Annotated in this window: 23 protein-coding genes; 6 read left to right on the top strand and 17 right to left on the bottom strand. The window is 63.7% G+C overall.

The annotated features are described in order from the left end of the window. The 8 genes from GA615_RS26640 to GA615_RS26605 all read right to left on the bottom strand — a co-directional run. The coding region (locus GA615_RS26640) for a helix-turn-helix domain-containing protein (RefSeq protein ID WP_152054393.1) at positions 1-397 on the bottom strand (397 nt) is incomplete at its 3' end. 16 nt (positions 398-413) lie between these two features. Continuing rightward, the gene (locus GA615_RS26635; RefSeq protein WP_152054392.1) at positions 414-812 is read right to left on the bottom strand and encodes a hypothetical protein; all 399 of its coding nucleotides are present in this window, start codon (positions 810-812) and stop codon (positions 414-416) included. Next, the gene (locus GA615_RS26630; RefSeq protein ID WP_152054391.1) at positions 809-1105 is read right to left on the bottom strand and encodes a hypothetical protein; all 297 of its coding nucleotides are present in this window, start codon (positions 1103-1105) and stop codon (positions 809-811) included. The genes GA615_RS26635 and GA615_RS26630 overlap by 4 nt, the downstream gene beginning before the upstream one ends. Continuing rightward, on the bottom strand, positions 1102-1524 hold the full coding sequence (locus tag GA615_RS26625) for a hypothetical protein (protein WP_152054390.1): 423 nt from the start codon (positions 1522-1524) through the stop codon (positions 1102-1104). Before GA615_RS26625 ends, GA615_RS26630 begins: the two co-directional genes overlap by 4 nt. 430 nt (positions 1525-1954) lie before the next feature. Then, positions 1955-2293, bottom strand: coding sequence for a hypothetical protein (locus GA615_RS26620; RefSeq protein WP_152054389.1), 339 nt, complete (start codon positions 2291-2293; stop codon positions 1955-1957). Next, complete coding sequence (locus tag GA615_RS26615) at positions 2263-2808, bottom strand: hypothetical protein (RefSeq protein ID WP_152054388.1); 546 nt, start codon at positions 2806-2808, stop codon at positions 2263-2265. Before GA615_RS26615 ends, GA615_RS26620 begins: the two co-directional genes overlap by 31 nt. Positions 2809-2884: 76 nt before the next feature. Further along, on the bottom strand, positions 2885-3091 hold the full coding sequence (locus GA615_RS26610; RefSeq protein ID WP_152054387.1) for a hypothetical protein: 207 nt from the start codon (positions 3089-3091) through the stop codon (positions 2885-2887). Positions 3092-3193: 102 nt separating this feature from the next. Next, complete coding sequence (locus tag GA615_RS26605) at positions 3194-3517, bottom strand: thioredoxin family protein (RefSeq protein ID WP_152054386.1); 324 nt, start codon at positions 3515-3517, stop codon at positions 3194-3196. A gap of 163 nt (positions 3518-3680) precedes the next feature. On the opposite strand from GA615_RS26605, the gene GA615_RS26600 reads away from it, so the two are divergent. Next, a complete protein-coding gene (locus GA615_RS26600; RefSeq protein ID WP_152054385.1) occupies positions 3681-3971 on the top strand; it encodes a hypothetical protein in 291 nt (96 codons plus the stop codon). Positions 3972-4272: 301 nt separating this feature from the next. Here GA615_RS26600 and GA615_RS26595 read toward each other — a convergent pair whose 3' ends face one another. The 6 genes from GA615_RS26595 to GA615_RS26570 form a co-directional block, all read right to left on the bottom strand. Further along, positions 4273-4569: a hypothetical protein gene (locus GA615_RS26595; protein WP_152054384.1), complete on the bottom strand. Its 297-nt coding sequence runs from the start codon at positions 4567-4569 to the stop codon at positions 4273-4275. 2 nt (positions 4570-4571) lie between these two features. Then, complete coding sequence (locus tag GA615_RS26590) at positions 4572-5537, bottom strand: hypothetical protein (RefSeq protein WP_152054383.1); 966 nt, start codon at positions 5535-5537, stop codon at positions 4572-4574. A gap of 76 nt (positions 5538-5613) precedes the next feature. Beyond that, positions 5614-7113: an AAA family ATPase gene (locus GA615_RS26585; protein WP_152054382.1), complete on the bottom strand. Its 1500-nt coding sequence runs from the start codon at positions 7111-7113 to the stop codon at positions 5614-5616. A gap of 76 nt (positions 7114-7189) precedes the next feature. Further along, positions 7190-7384 carry a DUF2997 domain-containing protein gene (locus GA615_RS26580; protein WP_152054381.1) on the bottom strand — a complete coding sequence of 65 codons (195 nt, stop codon included), beginning with the start codon at positions 7382-7384 and terminating at the stop codon, positions 7190-7192. Then, positions 7381-7752, bottom strand: coding sequence for a DUF1257 domain-containing protein (locus GA615_RS26575; RefSeq protein WP_152054380.1), 372 nt, complete (start codon positions 7750-7752; stop codon positions 7381-7383). The genes GA615_RS26580 and GA615_RS26575 overlap by 4 nt, the downstream gene beginning before the upstream one ends. A 388-nt stretch (positions 7753-8140) precedes the next feature. Beyond that, positions 8141-8341, bottom strand: coding sequence for a hypothetical protein (locus GA615_RS26570; RefSeq protein WP_152054379.1), 201 nt, complete (start codon positions 8339-8341; stop codon positions 8141-8143). 111 nt (positions 8342-8452) lie between these two features. On the opposite strand from GA615_RS26570, the gene GA615_RS26565 reads away from it, so the two are divergent. Further along, positions 8453-8893, top strand: a complete 441-nt coding sequence (locus tag GA615_RS26565) for a hypothetical protein (protein WP_152054378.1) — start codon at positions 8453-8455, stop codon at positions 8891-8893. 40 nt (positions 8894-8933) lie between these two features. Then, on the top strand, positions 8934-9125 hold the full coding sequence (locus GA615_RS26560) for a hypothetical protein (RefSeq protein WP_152054377.1): 192 nt from the start codon (positions 8934-8936) through the stop codon (positions 9123-9125). A gap of 9 nt (positions 9126-9134) precedes the next feature. Here GA615_RS26560 and GA615_RS26555 read toward each other — a convergent pair whose 3' ends face one another. After that, on the bottom strand, positions 9135-10058 hold the full coding sequence (locus GA615_RS26555; RefSeq protein WP_152054376.1) for an amidohydrolase family protein: 924 nt from the start codon (positions 10056-10058) through the stop codon (positions 9135-9137). Positions 10059-10394: 336 nt separating this feature from the next. Here GA615_RS26555 and GA615_RS26550 point away from each other — a divergent pair, with 336 nt between their 5' ends. Beyond that, complete coding sequence (locus GA615_RS26550) at positions 10395-11027, top strand: hypothetical protein (RefSeq protein ID WP_161602587.1); 633 nt, start codon at positions 10395-10397, stop codon at positions 11025-11027. Continuing rightward, positions 11024-11551, top strand: coding sequence for a gamma carbonic anhydrase family protein (locus tag GA615_RS26545; protein ID WP_235905687.1), 528 nt, complete (start codon positions 11024-11026; stop codon positions 11549-11551). Before GA615_RS26550 ends, GA615_RS26545 begins: the two co-directional genes overlap by 4 nt. A 355-nt stretch (positions 11552-11906) precedes the next feature. Here the strand turns inward: GA615_RS26545 and GA615_RS26540 are convergent, their stop codons facing one another. Next, complete coding sequence (locus tag GA615_RS26540) at positions 11907-12488, bottom strand: DNA-3-methyladenine glycosylase I (RefSeq protein ID WP_201750340.1); 582 nt, start codon at positions 12486-12488, stop codon at positions 11907-11909. Between the two features lie 160 nt (positions 12489-12648). On the opposite strand from GA615_RS26540, the gene GA615_RS26535 reads away from it, so the two are divergent. Next, a complete protein-coding gene (locus GA615_RS26535) occupies positions 12649-13698 on the top strand; it encodes an ADP-ribosylglycohydrolase family protein (RefSeq protein WP_235905686.1) in 1050 nt (349 codons plus the stop codon). A gap of 277 nt (positions 13699-13975) precedes the next feature. On the opposite strand, the gene GA615_RS26530 is transcribed toward GA615_RS26535, so the two are convergent. Continuing rightward, entirely contained in the window at positions 13976-14776 is an 801-nt protein-coding gene (locus tag GA615_RS26530) for a hypothetical protein (protein WP_152054374.1), read from the bottom strand. Positions 14777-14973: the final 197 nt, after the last annotated feature.

The following is a 14973-nucleotide window of genomic DNA, read 5'->3' as shown; positions in this document are numbered from 1 at the left end:
ACAGGACCAAGCAAACCATCAGTCGCTTCATTTTGGCGACCTGGCTGGCGTACGCCTCGGCCGCTTCGGGTTCGAGGAGGTCATCGGGTAACTCGATCCGCTGATACACGCAGGCCATGTATCTGAGCACGAGGTAGGGCCGAACCGGCTCATTGGCCCAGGCCAGCCAGTCACGGTAGTCCTCGGCGGCCATCCGCCGAACATCCTGGTGGTCGATCTCCAGGGCCTCGACAAGTTTCTCCAGCAAGTCCGGGGCGACCTTGCCCCCGCGCTCGAACGCCTGGATTCGGTTCGAGCCCCGGCTCAGGTTTTCGTAGCCGACCATCCGGGCCAATTGCCCGAAGGTCAGGTTTCGTTCGACCCGTCGTTGTTTGAAGAGGTTCCCGACGTGGCTCACTATGTCCCCCCTTTGCTCAGACTTGCCTGCCGGTCAGGTTGCTGTAGAGCCATTGCTGGGAATCGAAGTCGTAATTGCCGCCGTTGCGAATCTTGAGGATCGTCACCCCCTCGGGGATGTGGAGCAAAATCTCGTCCTGGTCGTCGAAATAGACCCCGATGTCCCGCTCCTTGATGACCTCTGCTTTCTGGGCGAAGGTGTTCACCAGGACCAATTCGTCGAACCGGACGCCATGACGTTCGACATCGGCCCGAGCCTTCGCCGCGTCATCCCGGAAGGTGATGACGAAAACCTTGCCGGGCCAGCAATGGCTCAATGCAGCAAAGAACGCCGGGGCCTCGTCGATGGTGCCGTCCAGGTCGATGCCCAGATGTGGGGGATGCTGACCTGCATGTTCAGTCTTCGAGAGAGTCACGATTCATCCCTGGGACGAGTGGATTTTGACTTTTGCCCACGACGAAGAATCCGCTCGATCTGTGCCTGCTCCTCGGTCGAGACCGGCTCAATGCGCCCCCTGCCTTCGTCCTGATGGCGGTCATTGAACGGGCAGCGGTCGTTGATGCAATATCCCCAGTCATCGAGGTCGAGGTCGCACCGCGAACACATTGCCCCGTCATAATATTCGGCGCTGCACGCCTTGCAGATGCCGTCCGATCCCAGGACACGCCGCTTCTCGCAGTTGGGACATTTTTCACGTTCCGATCTCACGATTGAAAACCTCCTCGGGCCAACCCATGAAGGATTCTCACCTTCTCGAAGAGAATTGCGAACGTGTAATGCAGCATCAGGTCGGTGTACCGGCCCTGCACGTTCGGATGCCCCAGCAGTCCGGCAATCTCGCCGAAGTGGTTGTTCGCCAGACCGGCGACCGCGTGCAGCAGGGCGTTGTTCAGGACGTGCCCGAACCATTTCCCGAGGATTCGCTGCCGTTCCTGGAACGTCTCCGGCGGGACATCCCGATCGGCATCCACCCGCCTGCGATAGGTCTCCGGGTCGAGCAGGCGTCGGAGCAGGCTCGGATCGGCATCCGCCAGGATCGGGGCGACCAGGGAGAGGGCGTTCCAGAGGGCCGAGTTGTCGACCGGGATTTCGACGATCCGCTCCGCGAACCCATGGGGGTCGACCATGATCGTCCCGACCGGGTCGTCCGGCGTCTCCCCGAGCCACGAGAGGACGAGGGCGGCGTCCGCATCCGTGCCCGCATAGAGGGTGATCCGCGACCGTCCCGTACGGAGTACGAGGCTCCTGGCTCCTGGAACATGAAGGGTTTGAAGGACGCTCGATCCGGCTCGGGCACATCTCCCCTGCCCCGCCCGGCGGGGAGTGCCTCGATCAACCTCGTCGTCGCCCGCTGCCAGTCGTTCAGGGGATGGATGACGCGGGCGAGGGGATTCTCCTGCCTGTCGGCGGCCGTATCCGGGACGAGGCCGCCCGGCCGGTAGAACGTCGGCAGGATGTCGTCCCGGAACAGGATCAACTCGCCCCGCACCCGCTCGATCTCGGCTCCCAGGTCGATCGATTCGTTCGCCATCGGGTGTACCCCCCTGGAGATTCGCATCAACAATCAGTTTTTCGACGCCCCCATCGCTGCCGTTCCACTTGCCCGTAGCCCGGCGGCGGATACGGACTCCACGTCCAGACCCGCAGGATTCCGTGGATCACTTCCTCGAAGCAGGCCACGCAGAGCGTCAACTGTTCCTCGACGTGATTCAAATCCGTCTCGGCCGTCCGATAGTTGAGCAAGTCGCCGCAGGCCCTGCAGTTCGGGTCGGGGCACTCCGAGTTGGTCATGGGTTCGCCCCCCGGCTCAGTCCCCGGAGGCACGTCGGGGCCGAGCGTTCCGTCTTCGCCGCAGGCCCGACGATTCAGGTCGGAGTGCCGATCGTCACCGAGCATGTCATCGCTGACCTGCGAAAGAGGGCCTCCTCCCGTTGCTTCGCCTTGCGTCGGTGGTAGCGGGCGAGCTTCCCGATCGGCTGGCTGCGGGCGAGGACTCGGGTGTTCTCGGCGGTGGGGTTCTCCCAGAACGCCCGCCTGGGAACCCGGATTTCGACTTTCCAGGTGTATCTGCGGTCGTCGCCGAGAACGGGTCGGACAACATAGAGGTAGTCCAAATCCCCGTAGAGCCGACCCCCATCGAGGAGTGGGTAGGTATCGACCTGAAGGCCCTTGGGATCGGTTGAGCAGAGCAGGCTGGCGGCGTATCCCGCTCGCCCCATCTTCCAACTCTCGTCGTACTCCTGATCGGGCCAGACGAACCCCTGGCGTGGTTCGCGTCCCAGGTCGTGAGCTTGGAGCAGCAGTGGAACGATCCACTCGGGATCGCCGCCCCCGTGTGCAAAAACATAAGTACCCTTCTCATTGGCATCCTGGCCATTGCCGGGGCACCAGATCATTGCTCGGACGGACATGGGCAACCTCCTCTTGGTTCTCGATGGACACGATCTCGCTTCCGGTGTTCGTTTGTCCCAGTCTGGCGTTGCGGATTTACGACACCATCAGGCGGTCGGCTGTGGCGCCCTCGGCAAGGTCGGCGGCATATCGGGGCTCGACGACCAGGGCGTCCCCGAAGTAGATGTGATCGTCGTCCTCGGGGCAGTGCTCTTCGAGCCATGCTCGGCCCTCGTCGCTGACCGGGGAGACCAGGACGAGCGAGCCGTGGTTTGCGATGCTCAGGTCGGCGACATCGTTCATGCGATCCTCCGGCTCTTGCGACGAGTCTCGACTGGCGAGCAGGGTTCGCGGACAGGTTTGCCCAAGGCCGCCGCGATCGACTCGGAGACCCCGACCGACCCTTTACGGAACCCCGGCCTGTGACAGGAGCCGCCGGTACTCCGACTCGGGTCGAAGGCCGACCAGCCGACCCACCTCCTCGCCATCCCGGAAGGCGACGACCGTGGGGACAGACGTAATCCCGAGGGCGACGGCGATTTCGCCCCGCTCGGCGGTGTCGAGCTTCAGAACCTTAGCGAAGCCCTCGTACTCCGAGGTCAGCCGGTCGATCAGCGGGGCCAGCGTCCGGCAGGGGCCGCAGTAGGTCGAATAGAAATCGACCAGGACGGGCAGCGGGGATTGGACGACCTCGGCCGCCCAGTCGTCTGCTCGAATCTCTTGGGGCATGGGATGAGTTCCTCTTCGGGGTTGCCGCCTCTCGGGGATCGGTGGGCAGGGTTTGAGGACAGGTTGCACGTCACGCGAACCTGCGGAGGCCGTAACGGGTCTGTCTCTGGCCTCGTCTGCGAAGACGAGCGAGGGACAGGACGACATCGAGAGGGAGGACGCCATGCAAACCCGAATCACCCGACCAACGCTGGCCCAGTTGTGGCGGGTCCTCCTGACGATCCTGGAGTGCCTGGAGGTCGAGGATGCGCCCGGCGTGGCCCGAGAACTTGCGGTTGCCGGACTGACCGGTCGCCCCGAACAGGCCCATGGGGTCGCTGTCGAGCGACGGGGAGAGGTCGTGCTCGTCTGCGCCCTCGTCCCCGACGAGGTGGAGAGCGTCCCGGAGCGGGATCGTCACGAGCGGCCGAACCGGGAATCCAGGCCCCGAAAACGAGCCCTCGCGGCACGTTGACGAGGCGCGATCCTGCCGACGGATCGCCCGCCATCGAACCGACATCGTAGGCCAGCCGGGTCAAACCGGTTGGCCTCGTTCGTTTCATGACACCGACAGCACCCCGCCCCCCGCCGCGAACCCTCCATACCGCCCGGCCCCCGACCACCCCTGGAGGCCCACCTCTCCGCTCCCCAAGAACGGATGATCAGCGGACACTTCGATCGAGTACAAACCGGACATTTCTATTGGGGTTCAACACGGATGACCTTGATTGGTTGGAGTCATCGGGGGGAAGTCAATGCCCGGATTTCCACCTCGATCAACCTGAGATTCCAGCAATCGTCTCGACGGAAGACTGGTGACTCGGCTCTTCTCTTCTGGCCTCCAGCCAATTCTCCTCCAGCCACGACCCTTCCGCCCCCAGTGCTTCCGAACGCCGCCCGAACGGGCCGAGCACCGGCCCCCCGACAGGGGAGAGGTCGGCCATCCAGCACCCCCGGTCATCCGGCTCAACGTGGCTGGCCCTACTGATCCGGGGTCGACCGAGGGCATCCAGGGCGATTGCCTCACCGTAGATGCCCCGGACCTCCCCATTGGTTTCGACAATCAATATCATGGTTACACCTCCTTCGATGCCGTGGGTCGGATGATCCGCCGTCTGGGCTTGTCCACCATCAGCCCGTCCAGGGCCGACTGAACCATCGACAACTCCGAGGCGACTTTCTGCCGGAGGTCTCCGTTGTCCCGGAGTTCCTGGGCGCCGACGCCTCTGACGGCTTTCTGGGCCTGGGCAACAAGCTCATCGAGTTGGTCGTTGCTGCTGATGTTCAGCGAGCGGAAACGCTCAAAGAAGTCACCCAGGTTGCCGACTGCGCTATCCCGGAAGACCTTCGGCTTGCCGTCCGCACCGACCCCGCCGATCCGCTCGGTCAGATGGGAGACCAGGCGCCCGAATTCTTCGAGGAAGGCCGACTCTGCCATCTGGACGGCTTCGTCGAACCGGGCGGCGACACGGGCTCGCTCGGCCTCGTACAGGGCCGGATTGAGTTCCCGGAGGTAGTCCGGCGGTTCGACCGACGGGAAATCCCAGGACACCTCGAAGAGACCGATCAACGTCTCGGGATAATCGCTGGGATTGAACAGGCGCCCCAGCCGCTCGGCGGCGGCCTGCTTCAGATCGCCAAAATGCCGATCGAGGTTGGCGACGGCCTCGGCAAGCTCGGCCCGATAGTCGGTCATCCAAGTGGTAAATTCTTCCACTTGATCCCGCCGAATCAGCCGTACCCCCGGCTCGGGGAACGGCAAGCTCATCGACTTCCAGGTCGAGGCGATCTTGGACTTGATTGCCGTCACGGCTTTGAAGGCGGAATGGCGCGTGTCGAGCAGTTTCTTCCCGGCACTGAGGTACTGGCCCTCGGCGTCGAACGGCCGGGCGGCCTGGGCTCGCTGCTCGGGGGTGAGAGACTTCCGCGTCCCGAGCCAGGTGAACGACACCCGGACGGCGGCCATGGATGCCCGGAGATTTTCGGCCGGAGAGTGGTCGTTCCCGGTGGCACTCCGGGGCTCGTCGAGAAGGGCGTCCATCGGTAACCTCCGTGGTGTCAAATTCAGGTGACGTTCCTCGTTTGGTCGACAGGGTTTCCGGACAAGTTTCGCCGGATCAGTTCATCGAAGGGTTGATGAACTTCGGGTTTCCGGGTGGCAGCAACCCGCCCTGGTTGCGGGTATAGATGCCGGGCCGATTCGCCGAGAGGCAGCGCCCGCTGGCCCAGTTGCGCAACCGTTCCACCGACTCGGCAGCCGTGACGGAGACGGGCACGACGTTCCTGCCCGCCTCGACCAGGGGCACGTCGAGCAAGGCCGAGAGGCGGCACGCTGATTTGATCTCGGCTCCCGTCCAGCCCTCGTCGATCGGGTACGACTGGTCGGGGTTGATCCCGAATTTGGAGACGTACTGGTCCCAGATGACGGCTCGCTCCTTCTGAGCGGGAAGGTCGAGGAAGAATGTCCCGTCCCAGCGCTCCGAACGACTGAACTCCGGGGGCAATTTCGATACGTCGTTGGACGTTGCAACCACGAAGACATCCGATTCGTGATCCGACAACCACGTCACGAACGTCCCGAAGAGCCGGGCCCCGACCCCGCTATCGGTCTGGCCGCTGGACTGCACTCCCGCGAGTGCTTTTTCAATTTCATCGATGAACAAAATCGAGGGGGCCATCGCATCGGCAATTCGCAACGCCTGGCGAATATTCGTCTCGGTCTGCCCGACCAGGGAACCCATCAGGGCTCCGACATCCATGACCAGGGTCGGGCGACCCGTCTCGTTCCCGAGGCCCTTGGCAAAGGCCGACTTGCCAGTCCCAGGAACGCCCAGGAGCAGGACGCCCCGAGGTCGTACTCCCGTACCATGGCGAGCACCGGCCAGTGCCTTTTTGGTGAAGCTCTTGAGGGCATCCAGTCCTCCCAGGTCGTCGAAACGCTCGCCGCCCCGGTGCAGGGTCAGCAACCCCGACTTCTTGAGCATCCCGGTCTTCAATTCCCAGAGGGTCTCCGGGACGATCCGCCCATGACGAACCAGGGACAGGCTGAAGGCGTTCTCGGCCTCGACTCTCGTCAGCCCCGCCGCCGCATCGAGCACCATGCCCAGGTCGTCTCCCTCGGGCAATTCGCCGGGCTCCGTGGCGATTGCTCGGGCAATCTGTTCGAGTTGATCCCGACCCGGCAGGTCGTGTTCGATGACGGCGAACAGACGCTCCAGTTCGACCGGAATCTGCACCACCGGCGCCAGGATGACGACGATCTTCCCGTTCTGTTTGCCCTGGCTGATCGCCGAGTCGAGGGCCTGGACGATCTCCGCTGACCCGAGGAACCGGTGAAAATTGCGGAGCACGAGGATCGTCGTACCGCTGGGATTTCCCACGGAATTCAACGCCTTGATCGCCGATAAGGGGTCGGCGGCGGCGGGGGTGATCTCCGGATTGGCGACCTGCCCGTTGATGGCCATGCCCCGGTCGATATCCCAGGAAACGAGGTTCCAGTCGTTCGCTCGGGCAACGGAGCCCATCTCCAGCAGGGCGTCATCGTGCTCGTGGGACTGAATCCAGATGCCGCTGAATGCGGCACGGACGTACTCCGACAGGCGCTCCGAGAGGGTCATGGCAGGCTCCTGATGTTCAGAGGCATAAGCAAAAGATGGGAGGGGGCCGTGGCTGGGAACCACAGCCCGGAGACAATCAGGAAGATTGCCGGATGTCCTGGCGGGTCTGATCTGCCTGATAAAACTCGGGAGTCATCTGTTCGGCGGTCTTCTGACCGAGGGCTTTCTCGACGAATCCGCTGGCGATCCGGCACTCAGCCCCGGCGAATCCTTTGGTCTCGACCCTGGTCTCGCCCTTGGGGTCGACGGTGATCTCGATGATTTTGCTCAAGAGACACCCCCGACGACCTGAATGGTCAGCTTCACGGAGCCATCGGGGAGAGGTTGTTCGTGGACGCGATGACCCCGTTTTCGTGCCTCGATCTTCGCCCGTTCGATGGCATACGCCTGGATGAAGGCATCGAGTTGCTCTTGCGAGCCCCAACGACCCTCGTAATTGTCGAAATTGATCTGTCCGTTGGCGGTGTCGATCACCACCGGGTACGTCCAGCCGGGCAGATGGACGAGCAATCCCGTCGCTTCGCCGCTGAAGAGCCGAACGGTGTCGTGGACGGGGTCGTCGAGGTCGAGCCGCTTGCAGGCGCCCTTCACCGCCTCGGCGTCCCGGACCTCGGTCTTGATGGTGACGATGTGGCTCACTCGGTTGTCCCCCAGGGATCAGGTGTTCGTCCTCTGGCTGGGGGAGAGGGTTCGGAGACGAGTTATCGGAGGTGGAGTGGTCGTTCGTCGCGGTGGACGGGGCTCAAGCTGTCCGTGTACTCTGCGGGCCTCGATCTCGGCGCGGACGATCCCCGTAGCCTCTGGGCTCGGCCCCCCGAAGCGGACGGGGTTCGTAGGGGTTCGACCCTGGCAGCTTGGGGATATCCCAATCAGGCAGGGGTCAGTTGGCCAGGTCATCCCATCGGACTCCGAAGTCGAATTCCGATTGGATTTCGCCCCGAGCGTGGCGACGACCTCATCGGGCCAACTTGTCAAATTGACAAGTTGGTGGGCCGCCAGCAGACGCTCAGCAGGTGATGCAAATGCATCACCTGACCCCGAGATCGTCCACCGGCCAGGGACGGACGGCTTCGAAGCCGATCAGGTCGGGGCGGATGCGGTCGAATGACTCCCTCAGTGCCTCAGGGTCGGTCGGCAGGGTGGCGAAGGTCGCCCCGGTGGTCTCCGAGTCATCGACGCAGGTGACGCTCTTGAACTTGTCAAGATCGATACCGATGAAGGAGGCCATGGTCGTGGGGCTCCTCGGCAAAGTAGCATTGGGATTTGTCAACCACCTCAAGGTTCCTCCCGAGGCGGCCCCACGGCTTACATGGATTCTATAGGCGGCGGAGGTTCGCAAGTGACGGATCAAGTCATCTCTCTTCCCACAATCGAAGCAAACCTATCTCCGGAGGCATTTCACCGGACATCATATCACTTCTATAAATGCTTCCAAGACTTCGAAAGCCCGGATAGCTTCTCTCCTCTTCCTTTTTTCCTGCTTTGCCGAGCGATCGAGTTGCGACTCAAGTCGCTCCACCTGCAGTCTTTGAAGCAATCTCGGGTCAAAAGCCAGTTTGGTCACAACTTGGTCGAAGCGTATCGCAGTCTTCAACTCTCGGACCAGCATCTTGACTCCGGCGAATTCAATACATTGATTGCAGCAAACGCCATCTACCAAAAAAAGGGCTTTGAGTACTTCGTCCCAGAAGACGCATTGAGTGGTTATTCTCGGTATCCCGATCTCAGATTGCTGGATGCGATAGCGAGAAAGCTTAACTGCCACGTCGCCTCCCCATGAAATGTCAGGGGGAAGGCCCCATTCGTTCGGCCATCTCTTGATGAGTCGGCCCTGGCGACGGACGCACTACCCCGCTTCCTGGCCGTCGGGGGCGGGGCGACCCGACGCGGCGTTGGGCCTCAGCCCCACCGGGATCGTGCTCGTGCTGCTGGTGGTCGTCTCTCTGAGCATTGCCGTGCTGGTGCTCGGCATGATGAGCAGCCTGCGTCTGGCCCGCCAGGAACGTGCATGAGGCTGCCCCTCATCTGCCTCCCGCCCCGAACCCGAACAGCCTCGCTGCATTTCCTCCCAGGACCTTCTCCTGTTCCTTGGGGGTCAGATGCGTCAAGTACGACCGCAGCCGCTCCCGGTAGGCCCGATACGACTCCCCGGTGGCTTCGGCGTTGAAGCCGCCGCCGTAGATCAGCCGGTCGGGGCCGTAGGAATCCGTCAGCGTCCGGATCACCGGGGCAATGTCCCGGTGCGGATACTGGCGCTGATCCGGAATCGACGAGAGCTTCATAACCGTGTTCGGATACCTTGACCAGCCGACCACGACGGCGTGCTCCTCCGGCGTGCCCTGGAACGGGCGGCCCAGGTGGTCGATGATCACCGTCGTCTCGGGAAATGCCTCGATCAGCGGCTCGAAGCCGGGGGCGTATCTCGGCTCGAAGTGGAGTTGCACCGCCAGACCCAACTCGCCGATGTGCTCCCAGAGTGCCCGCAGTTCCGGGGTGCCGAAGGGAGGCAGCCGATCCGGGGCGTAGGCGTGGATTCGGGCGGCGACGATCTGGCCTTTCCGTCGCTCGACCAGTTCGGTCATCCGATCGAGCGAGCCCGGCTCATCGGCGAAAAACAAGCAGGTGCCCTTGAGCTTCTCCCCGCCGACATCGAGGCAGTGCTCCAGGTAGCGGTGGTCGTCCTGATAGGGCTCCGGGTGGACGACGACGGCGTAATCCACGCCCGCCCCGTCCATGAGCCGCAGCAGGCGCTCGGGCGTGGCTGGCTCCTCGGGCTGGTACGGCCCGTCGGGATGATAGGGGAAGCGGGGGTCGTCTCGCCCAGCGAAGCAATGGAGGTGGGTGTCGATGACGGGAGCCTGAGGCTCGTCTTCCACGGCGCGGAGGCTTCCGGAGGCGAGTAACGGGGAGGCGGCAGCGGCCTGGAGGAATCGGCGGCGATCCATGGTGTGGCCCTGGGCGAGGAGGTTGGACTCGTCGATCCGCCCAGATTACCAGGCCATCACGTTCCGGGCATCGGGGCGCGTGGTCGAGTTGTCCTCAAAGAACGCGACGGATCGAGGGATATCGGAGTCCCAGCAGGCTCGCTATGATCCCGATCGAGGTCCCGGCGGCGCCGATCGCTCGCCGATGCCGAGGGCCACGATGGCGTGGACTCCGTCGTTGCCATAGGCTGAGGGATGATCCACGGCTCATCGAGGTTTCCCCGACTCATTCACATCAGGCACAATCCGGGTCGCCGAAGGCACCGAACCGGGAGAAGCCCGAGAGGCATCATCCCCATGCTCTATCGCAGATTATTCCCCCAGTTGGCCGACCGGGAATGGCAAGCCCTGGACCTCGATGCCCTTGCCCGCACCGACTTTCCCGGGCCGGGGCGTGCCCGAGGCGACAACCCGCTCAACGACCCCGAGGTCTGCCGCAGGTGGGTCGAGCGGCGGCAAGAGCGGGCGGGGGTCGAGTTCAGCTTCGGCGGCTACCTGGAGGATCGGTCCCACCTCTGGCGGGGTCATTATCAGGAGTCCACCGGCCGCTTCGTCCATCTCGGGGTCGATTACAACGTGCCCGCCGGGACCGAGGTCTTCGCCCCGTGCCCGCTGGTCGTGCAGGAGGTCTGGGCCGATCCCGACCAGGACGGGGGTTGGGGCGGTCGGGTGATCGTTCGGATGCCCGGATCGGACCTGTTCCTCATCTTCGCCCACCTGGAGCACGACCCGCTCCCCTTCGGAGGAGAGCAGTGGGCGACCGGGGTCAGGGTCGGGGGCGTGGGCCGTGCCGAGGTCAACGGCGGTTGGTTCCCGCATCTGCACGTCCAGTGCATCCGGGGCGCCTTGCCCGAGGACCTGGACGGCTATGCGATGGCCTCCCCCGACCTCCGCGAGCGATTCCCTGACCCGGAGGAGGCAATCCGATGACCCACGACCATCCCATGATCGACCCATCCGCCTTCATCGCCTCCGGGGCCGTCGTCCTGGGAGACGTTCACATCGGCAAGGACGTGAGCATTTGGTACAACGCTGTCATCCGGGGCGACACCGAGCGGATCACCATCGGGGACGTGACGAACATCCAGGACCTCGCGATGATCCACGCTGATCCGGGCGTCCCCTGCGTCGTCGGGCGTCGGGTCACCGTCGGCCACCGGGCCATCCTCCACGGCTGCACGGTCGAGGACGACTGCCTGATCGGCATGGGGGCGATCCTGCTCAACGGCGTCCGGGTCGGCTCCGGCTCGGTCATCGGGGCCGGGGCATTGCTGCCCGAGGGGAAGCAGATACCGCCGGGCTCCGTGGTCGTCGGGATGCCGGGCCGGGTCGTCCGGCAGGTGGACGAGGCGATGCGGGGGCGGATCGAAGAGGGATGGCGGCACTACGTGGAGGAGGCCCGGCGGCATCGGGACGGCGACTTCCCGATCGTACCGCCGACGAGGCCCGGCTGATCCCCCTCGGGCAGTTGAGCCTTCAGTTGGCAATGGCTGGCCCATTGACTCCCCTGGCAACCGCGCCCTAGCATTCAAGCGGGTCGCCCCGAACGTTGAACCGGGGCGGCTCACGGCCGATGAGTCGAAAGGAGGCGATACCTTGCCCGAGGGATCGATCCTGACCTGACCATTGCCAGGCGGTGTCCGCAGGCGGCGGCCCGCCTTTTTTCTTAACGCGGAGCCAGTTGGGCACCGGTTGCCACCCGAGCCCCTCGTTCCAAATCTTTGCCAGAAACTCGCCGATCGGTCCGGGGTTCGGCTCGCCGAGCGAAAATATTCTGCCGGTGATCGAACGGGAGAGTTCGAGACTCGATCACCGGCCAACCGCATGATCGCCGACCTCTGCGTAACGGAAGCAGCCGACGAGGTGGTCGTTGACCAGGCCGGTGGCCTGCATCAGTGCGTAGCAGATCGTCGTCCCCACGAACCGAAAGCCCCGCCGCTTCAGTTCCTTGCTCAGCGCGTCGGACTCGATCGTGCGGGCCGGGACCTCCTCGATCGACTGCCAGGCGTTGCGGATCGGACTGCCACCGATGAACCGCCAGATGTAGGCGTCGAAGCTGCCGAACTCCCGCTGCACCTCCAGGAATGCCCGAGCGTTTGTGATCGCCGAGGCGACCTTCAGGCGATTGCGCACGATGCCCGGATCGGCGAGCAGGGTTGCCACCTTCGCCTCGTCGTATCGGGCGACCACGGTCGGGTCGAAGTCGTCGAACACGATCCGATAACGATCCCGCTTCTTGAGGATGGTGTCCCAACTGAGCCCCGCCTGGGCACCTTCGAGGGTCAGGAACTCGAACCAGCGGCGGTCGTCGTGGACCGGCACGCCCCACTCCTCGTCGTGGTAGCGGATCGCCAGGTCATTCCTGGCCCAGTCGCATCGTCTCACGTCCATGCGGATCGCCTCCTCGGCCTTCGCCTTCGCCGCACCGACGAGCATGTTACCGGAGCATTGCCGTCCGCAAGAGTCGAATCGGGGCCGCTGGCAGACAACCTCTGACTACTGTAAGATGGCTGGGGCATGCCGGTTCGAATGCTCCTCTGGGATTGCCCCCGTGGCCACCGCCCCGTCAACCACCATGACCGACCGCCTCTCCGGCACGCTGCTGGGCACGGCGCTGGGCGATGCCCTCGGACTGCCCGCCGAGGGGATGTCGGCAGCCGCCATCACCCGGCGGTTCGGCAGGGTCGATCGCTTCCGATTGCTGGGCTCGACCGGCTTCGTCTCCGACGATACCGAGCAGGCCGCCCTGGTGGCCCAGGCCCTCGCCAGGCACCCGGACGATCGGGATCACTGCCTCCGAGCCTTCCGCCGATCGCTGCTCGGCTGGTTTTGCCGGTTGCCCTTCGGTGTCGGGATGGCGACGATCCGGGCCTGCACCAGGATTGCCCTGGGATTGTCCCCCAGCGGCGTCAATTCGGCGGGCAACGGGGCCGCCATGAGAGCGGCGATCGTCGGGGTGTTCTTCCACGACCGGCCGGAGACGCGGCAGACCTTCGGCAGGGCCATCGCCGAGGTGACCCACCGGGACGAGCGGGCCGTCGAGGGGGCGCTCTACGTTGCCGAGTTGGCCGCCTTTTGTGCTGGTAGGCCAATCGGGACCTCTCCGGCCATCTGCCAGGAACAAGCCCGCCGAATTGTGACCAACGCCCAGCTTGGCGCCGCCATCGACACGGGCAGGGAACTGGCCCTGGACGGTGCCGACACCCTGGAGGCGGCCAGGGTTTGCGGCACCACCGGCTTCGTCGTCCCCACCCTCGCCTTTGCCACCTCTCTCTTCCTCAAGCACGGCGACGATCCGATGACGGCGCTAACGGAGTCGATCTCCGCTGGCGGGGATACCGACTCGATCGGGGCGATCCTGGGCGGCTGGCTCGGGGCATTGCACGGGGAATCGGGCCTGCCGGGTCACCTGATCGCCCGGATTCACGACGGGCCGTTCGGTCCAACTCACCTCCGAGCTTTGGCGGGATGCCTGGCAATGAGCAGGGAGGGGCAGCCCTGCCCGATCCCTGGATATTCCGCCTCGGCGGCCCTGGCCAGGAACCTGGCGTTGTACCCGGTTATCCTGGGGCACGGGTTCCGGAGGCTGTTGCCGTTCTGAGCCGATCGGCCCGCATCCTCCGCACTGGAAGTTTTTCCAGTGAAAGGATTCTTATGCACTTTGCCAAAACTGAAGGGTCTCGGACTTACTGGCCCCTGCGTTTTCCGCGGTCTCCGAGTGTCGAGGGGTGATAATGCCCCTCAACAGCCCGCTGCGGTGGAGGACGAATACCGAAGAAAAGCGAAAACCATGGGAAAACCACGCCTCTTACAGCTGTAGATTTTGGCAAAGTCCAGGTTCTTGCGACCGACTTCTTAATCCGTGAGCGGTTATCGTTTTACCCCGATCCAGACGGGGCAGGTCTTGCGGCGACCGACTCGGTGTGACTTCCCGGCACACCTTCGGCCATAGCGACCTCAAGGTAGGCCAACACGATCGGCAGCCAACGGCTCCCGACCCAAGGGGCGAGCTTCGGGTAGCGATCGATTACCTCTTGAATTTCGCACGCGTCTTCGGTGGATGCGATCAGGACTGCTCCGCTCCAGGAATAATCCTGGTATCCGATCTTCTTCTCCCCTTCCTCTCCCCGACCGACCCGGAGGAGGAGGGCCGAAACGCTCGAATTCTGGCGGCTGCCGCCTGAGCCGCCAAGGAGCACCAACTGCCCCGCAGGTAGCGCGATCTGGTATTCGCGCTCACCGCACCTCCAATCGCAGCGGAGCGCGGGCATCCAAGTCCCCTCGAAGGCGTACCCTCCTTCCTTGTCCAGGTCTACCTGTTTAAGGACCTTTCCCCAGGATTTGGCCCCGGCCTTCCTGTTACCTGCCCGGATCGACGCCTCGAAGAACACCAGCCCCTCGGGGGCCTCCACCTGATCCAGCTGATAGGTCCCCGGATTGGCCAGTTTCTCCTGACCTAGGTCGGACAGGCTCCACTGGTGGATTCTCCCTCGATACTCGTGCTCCACCAAGCCACGTTCGACGAGGTTGAATAGCTCGTCTCGGAGGAGCGTCTCCCGAGACGAGACAATCCCCATCGCCTGAGCGACAGCGTGGGTGTTCGGCGATTCCTCCCGAGATTTCAGAGTTTTCAGCGCTTCGAGCAAGGCACGCTGCTGAGGTTTCAACAAATCATTCATGGATGAAAAATCTCCTGGACGATTCCAAATAAAAATCAAATAACTAATTTTGTTGATACGAACACAGTGTCGAAACCTTCAACCCCCCTGCTCGACGCTTTTTCAGCCAATCGTCGAGGGAAACAACCTGGGCGGCGCTCCTGTCTTCCAGGATTTGATTGACCTGCTCGACAAGAAATCCGATCCGAAGCGCCGTC

Origin of the sequence: Tautonia marina, assembly GCF_009177065.1 — a bacterium.
Classification (GTDB): Bacteria; Planctomycetota; Planctomycetia; order Isosphaerales; family Isosphaeraceae; genus Tautonia; species Tautonia marina.
Note: the sequence above shows the minus strand (reverse complement) of the source record. Positions and strands in the feature narration are given on the sequence as shown.

Bases quoted from the DNA above. Each gene is read 5' to 3' on its own strand.
- GA615_RS26625 (WP_152054390.1), bottom strand. From the start codon at position 1,524: ATGGTCGACCCCCATGGGTTCGCGGAGCGGATCGTCGAAATCCCGGTC.
- GA615_RS26620 (WP_152054389.1), bottom strand. From the start codon at position 2,293: ATGCTCGGTGACGATCGGCACTCCGACCTGAATCGTCGGGCCTGCGGC.
- GA615_RS26615 (WP_152054388.1), bottom strand. From the start codon at position 2,808: ATGTCCGTCCGAGCAATGATCTGGTGCCCCGGCAATGGCCAGGATGCC.
- GA615_RS26610 (WP_152054387.1), bottom strand. From the start codon at position 3,091: ATGAACGATGTCGCCGACCTGAGCATCGCAAACCACGGCTCGCTCGTC.
- GA615_RS26605 (WP_152054386.1), bottom strand. From the start codon at position 3,517: ATGCCCCAAGAGATTCGAGCAGACGACTGGGCGGCCGAGGTCGTCCAA.
- GA615_RS26600 (WP_152054385.1), top strand. From the start codon at position 3,681: ATGCAAACCCGAATCACCCGACCAACGCTGGCCCAGTTGTGGCGGGTC.
- GA615_RS26595 (WP_152054384.1), bottom strand. From the start codon at position 4,569: ATGATATTGATTGTCGAAACCAATGGGGAGGTCCGGGGCATCTACGGT.
- GA615_RS26590 (WP_152054383.1), bottom strand. From the start codon at position 5,537: ATGGACGCCCTTCTCGACGAGCCCCGGAGTGCCACCGGGAACGACCAC.
- GA615_RS26585 (WP_152054382.1), bottom strand. From the start codon at position 7,113: ATGACCCTCTCGGAGCGCCTGTCGGAGTACGTCCGTGCCGCATTCAGC.
- GA615_RS26570 (WP_152054379.1), bottom strand. From the start codon at position 8,341: ATGGCCTCCTTCATCGGTATCGATCTTGACAAGTTCAAGAGCGTCACC.
- GA615_RS26560 (WP_152054377.1), top strand. From the start codon at position 8,934: ATGAGTCGGCCCTGGCGACGGACGCACTACCCCGCTTCCTGGCCGTCG.
- GA615_RS26555 (WP_152054376.1), bottom strand. From the start codon at position 10,058: ATGGATCGCCGCCGATTCCTCCAGGCCGCTGCCGCCTCCCCGTTACTC.
- GA615_RS26550 (WP_161602587.1), top strand. From the start codon at position 10,395: ATGCTCTATCGCAGATTATTCCCCCAGTTGGCCGACCGGGAATGGCAA.
- GA615_RS26545 (WP_235905687.1), top strand. From the start codon at position 11,024: ATGACCCACGACCATCCCATGATCGACCCATCCGCCTTCATCGCCTCC.
- GA615_RS26540 (WP_201750340.1), bottom strand. From the start codon at position 12,488: ATGGACGTGAGACGATGCGACTGGGCCAGGAATGACCTGGCGATCCGC.
- GA615_RS26530 (WP_152054374.1), bottom strand. From the start codon at position 14,776: ATGAATGATTTGTTGAAACCTCAGCAGCGTGCCTTGCTCGAAGCGCTG.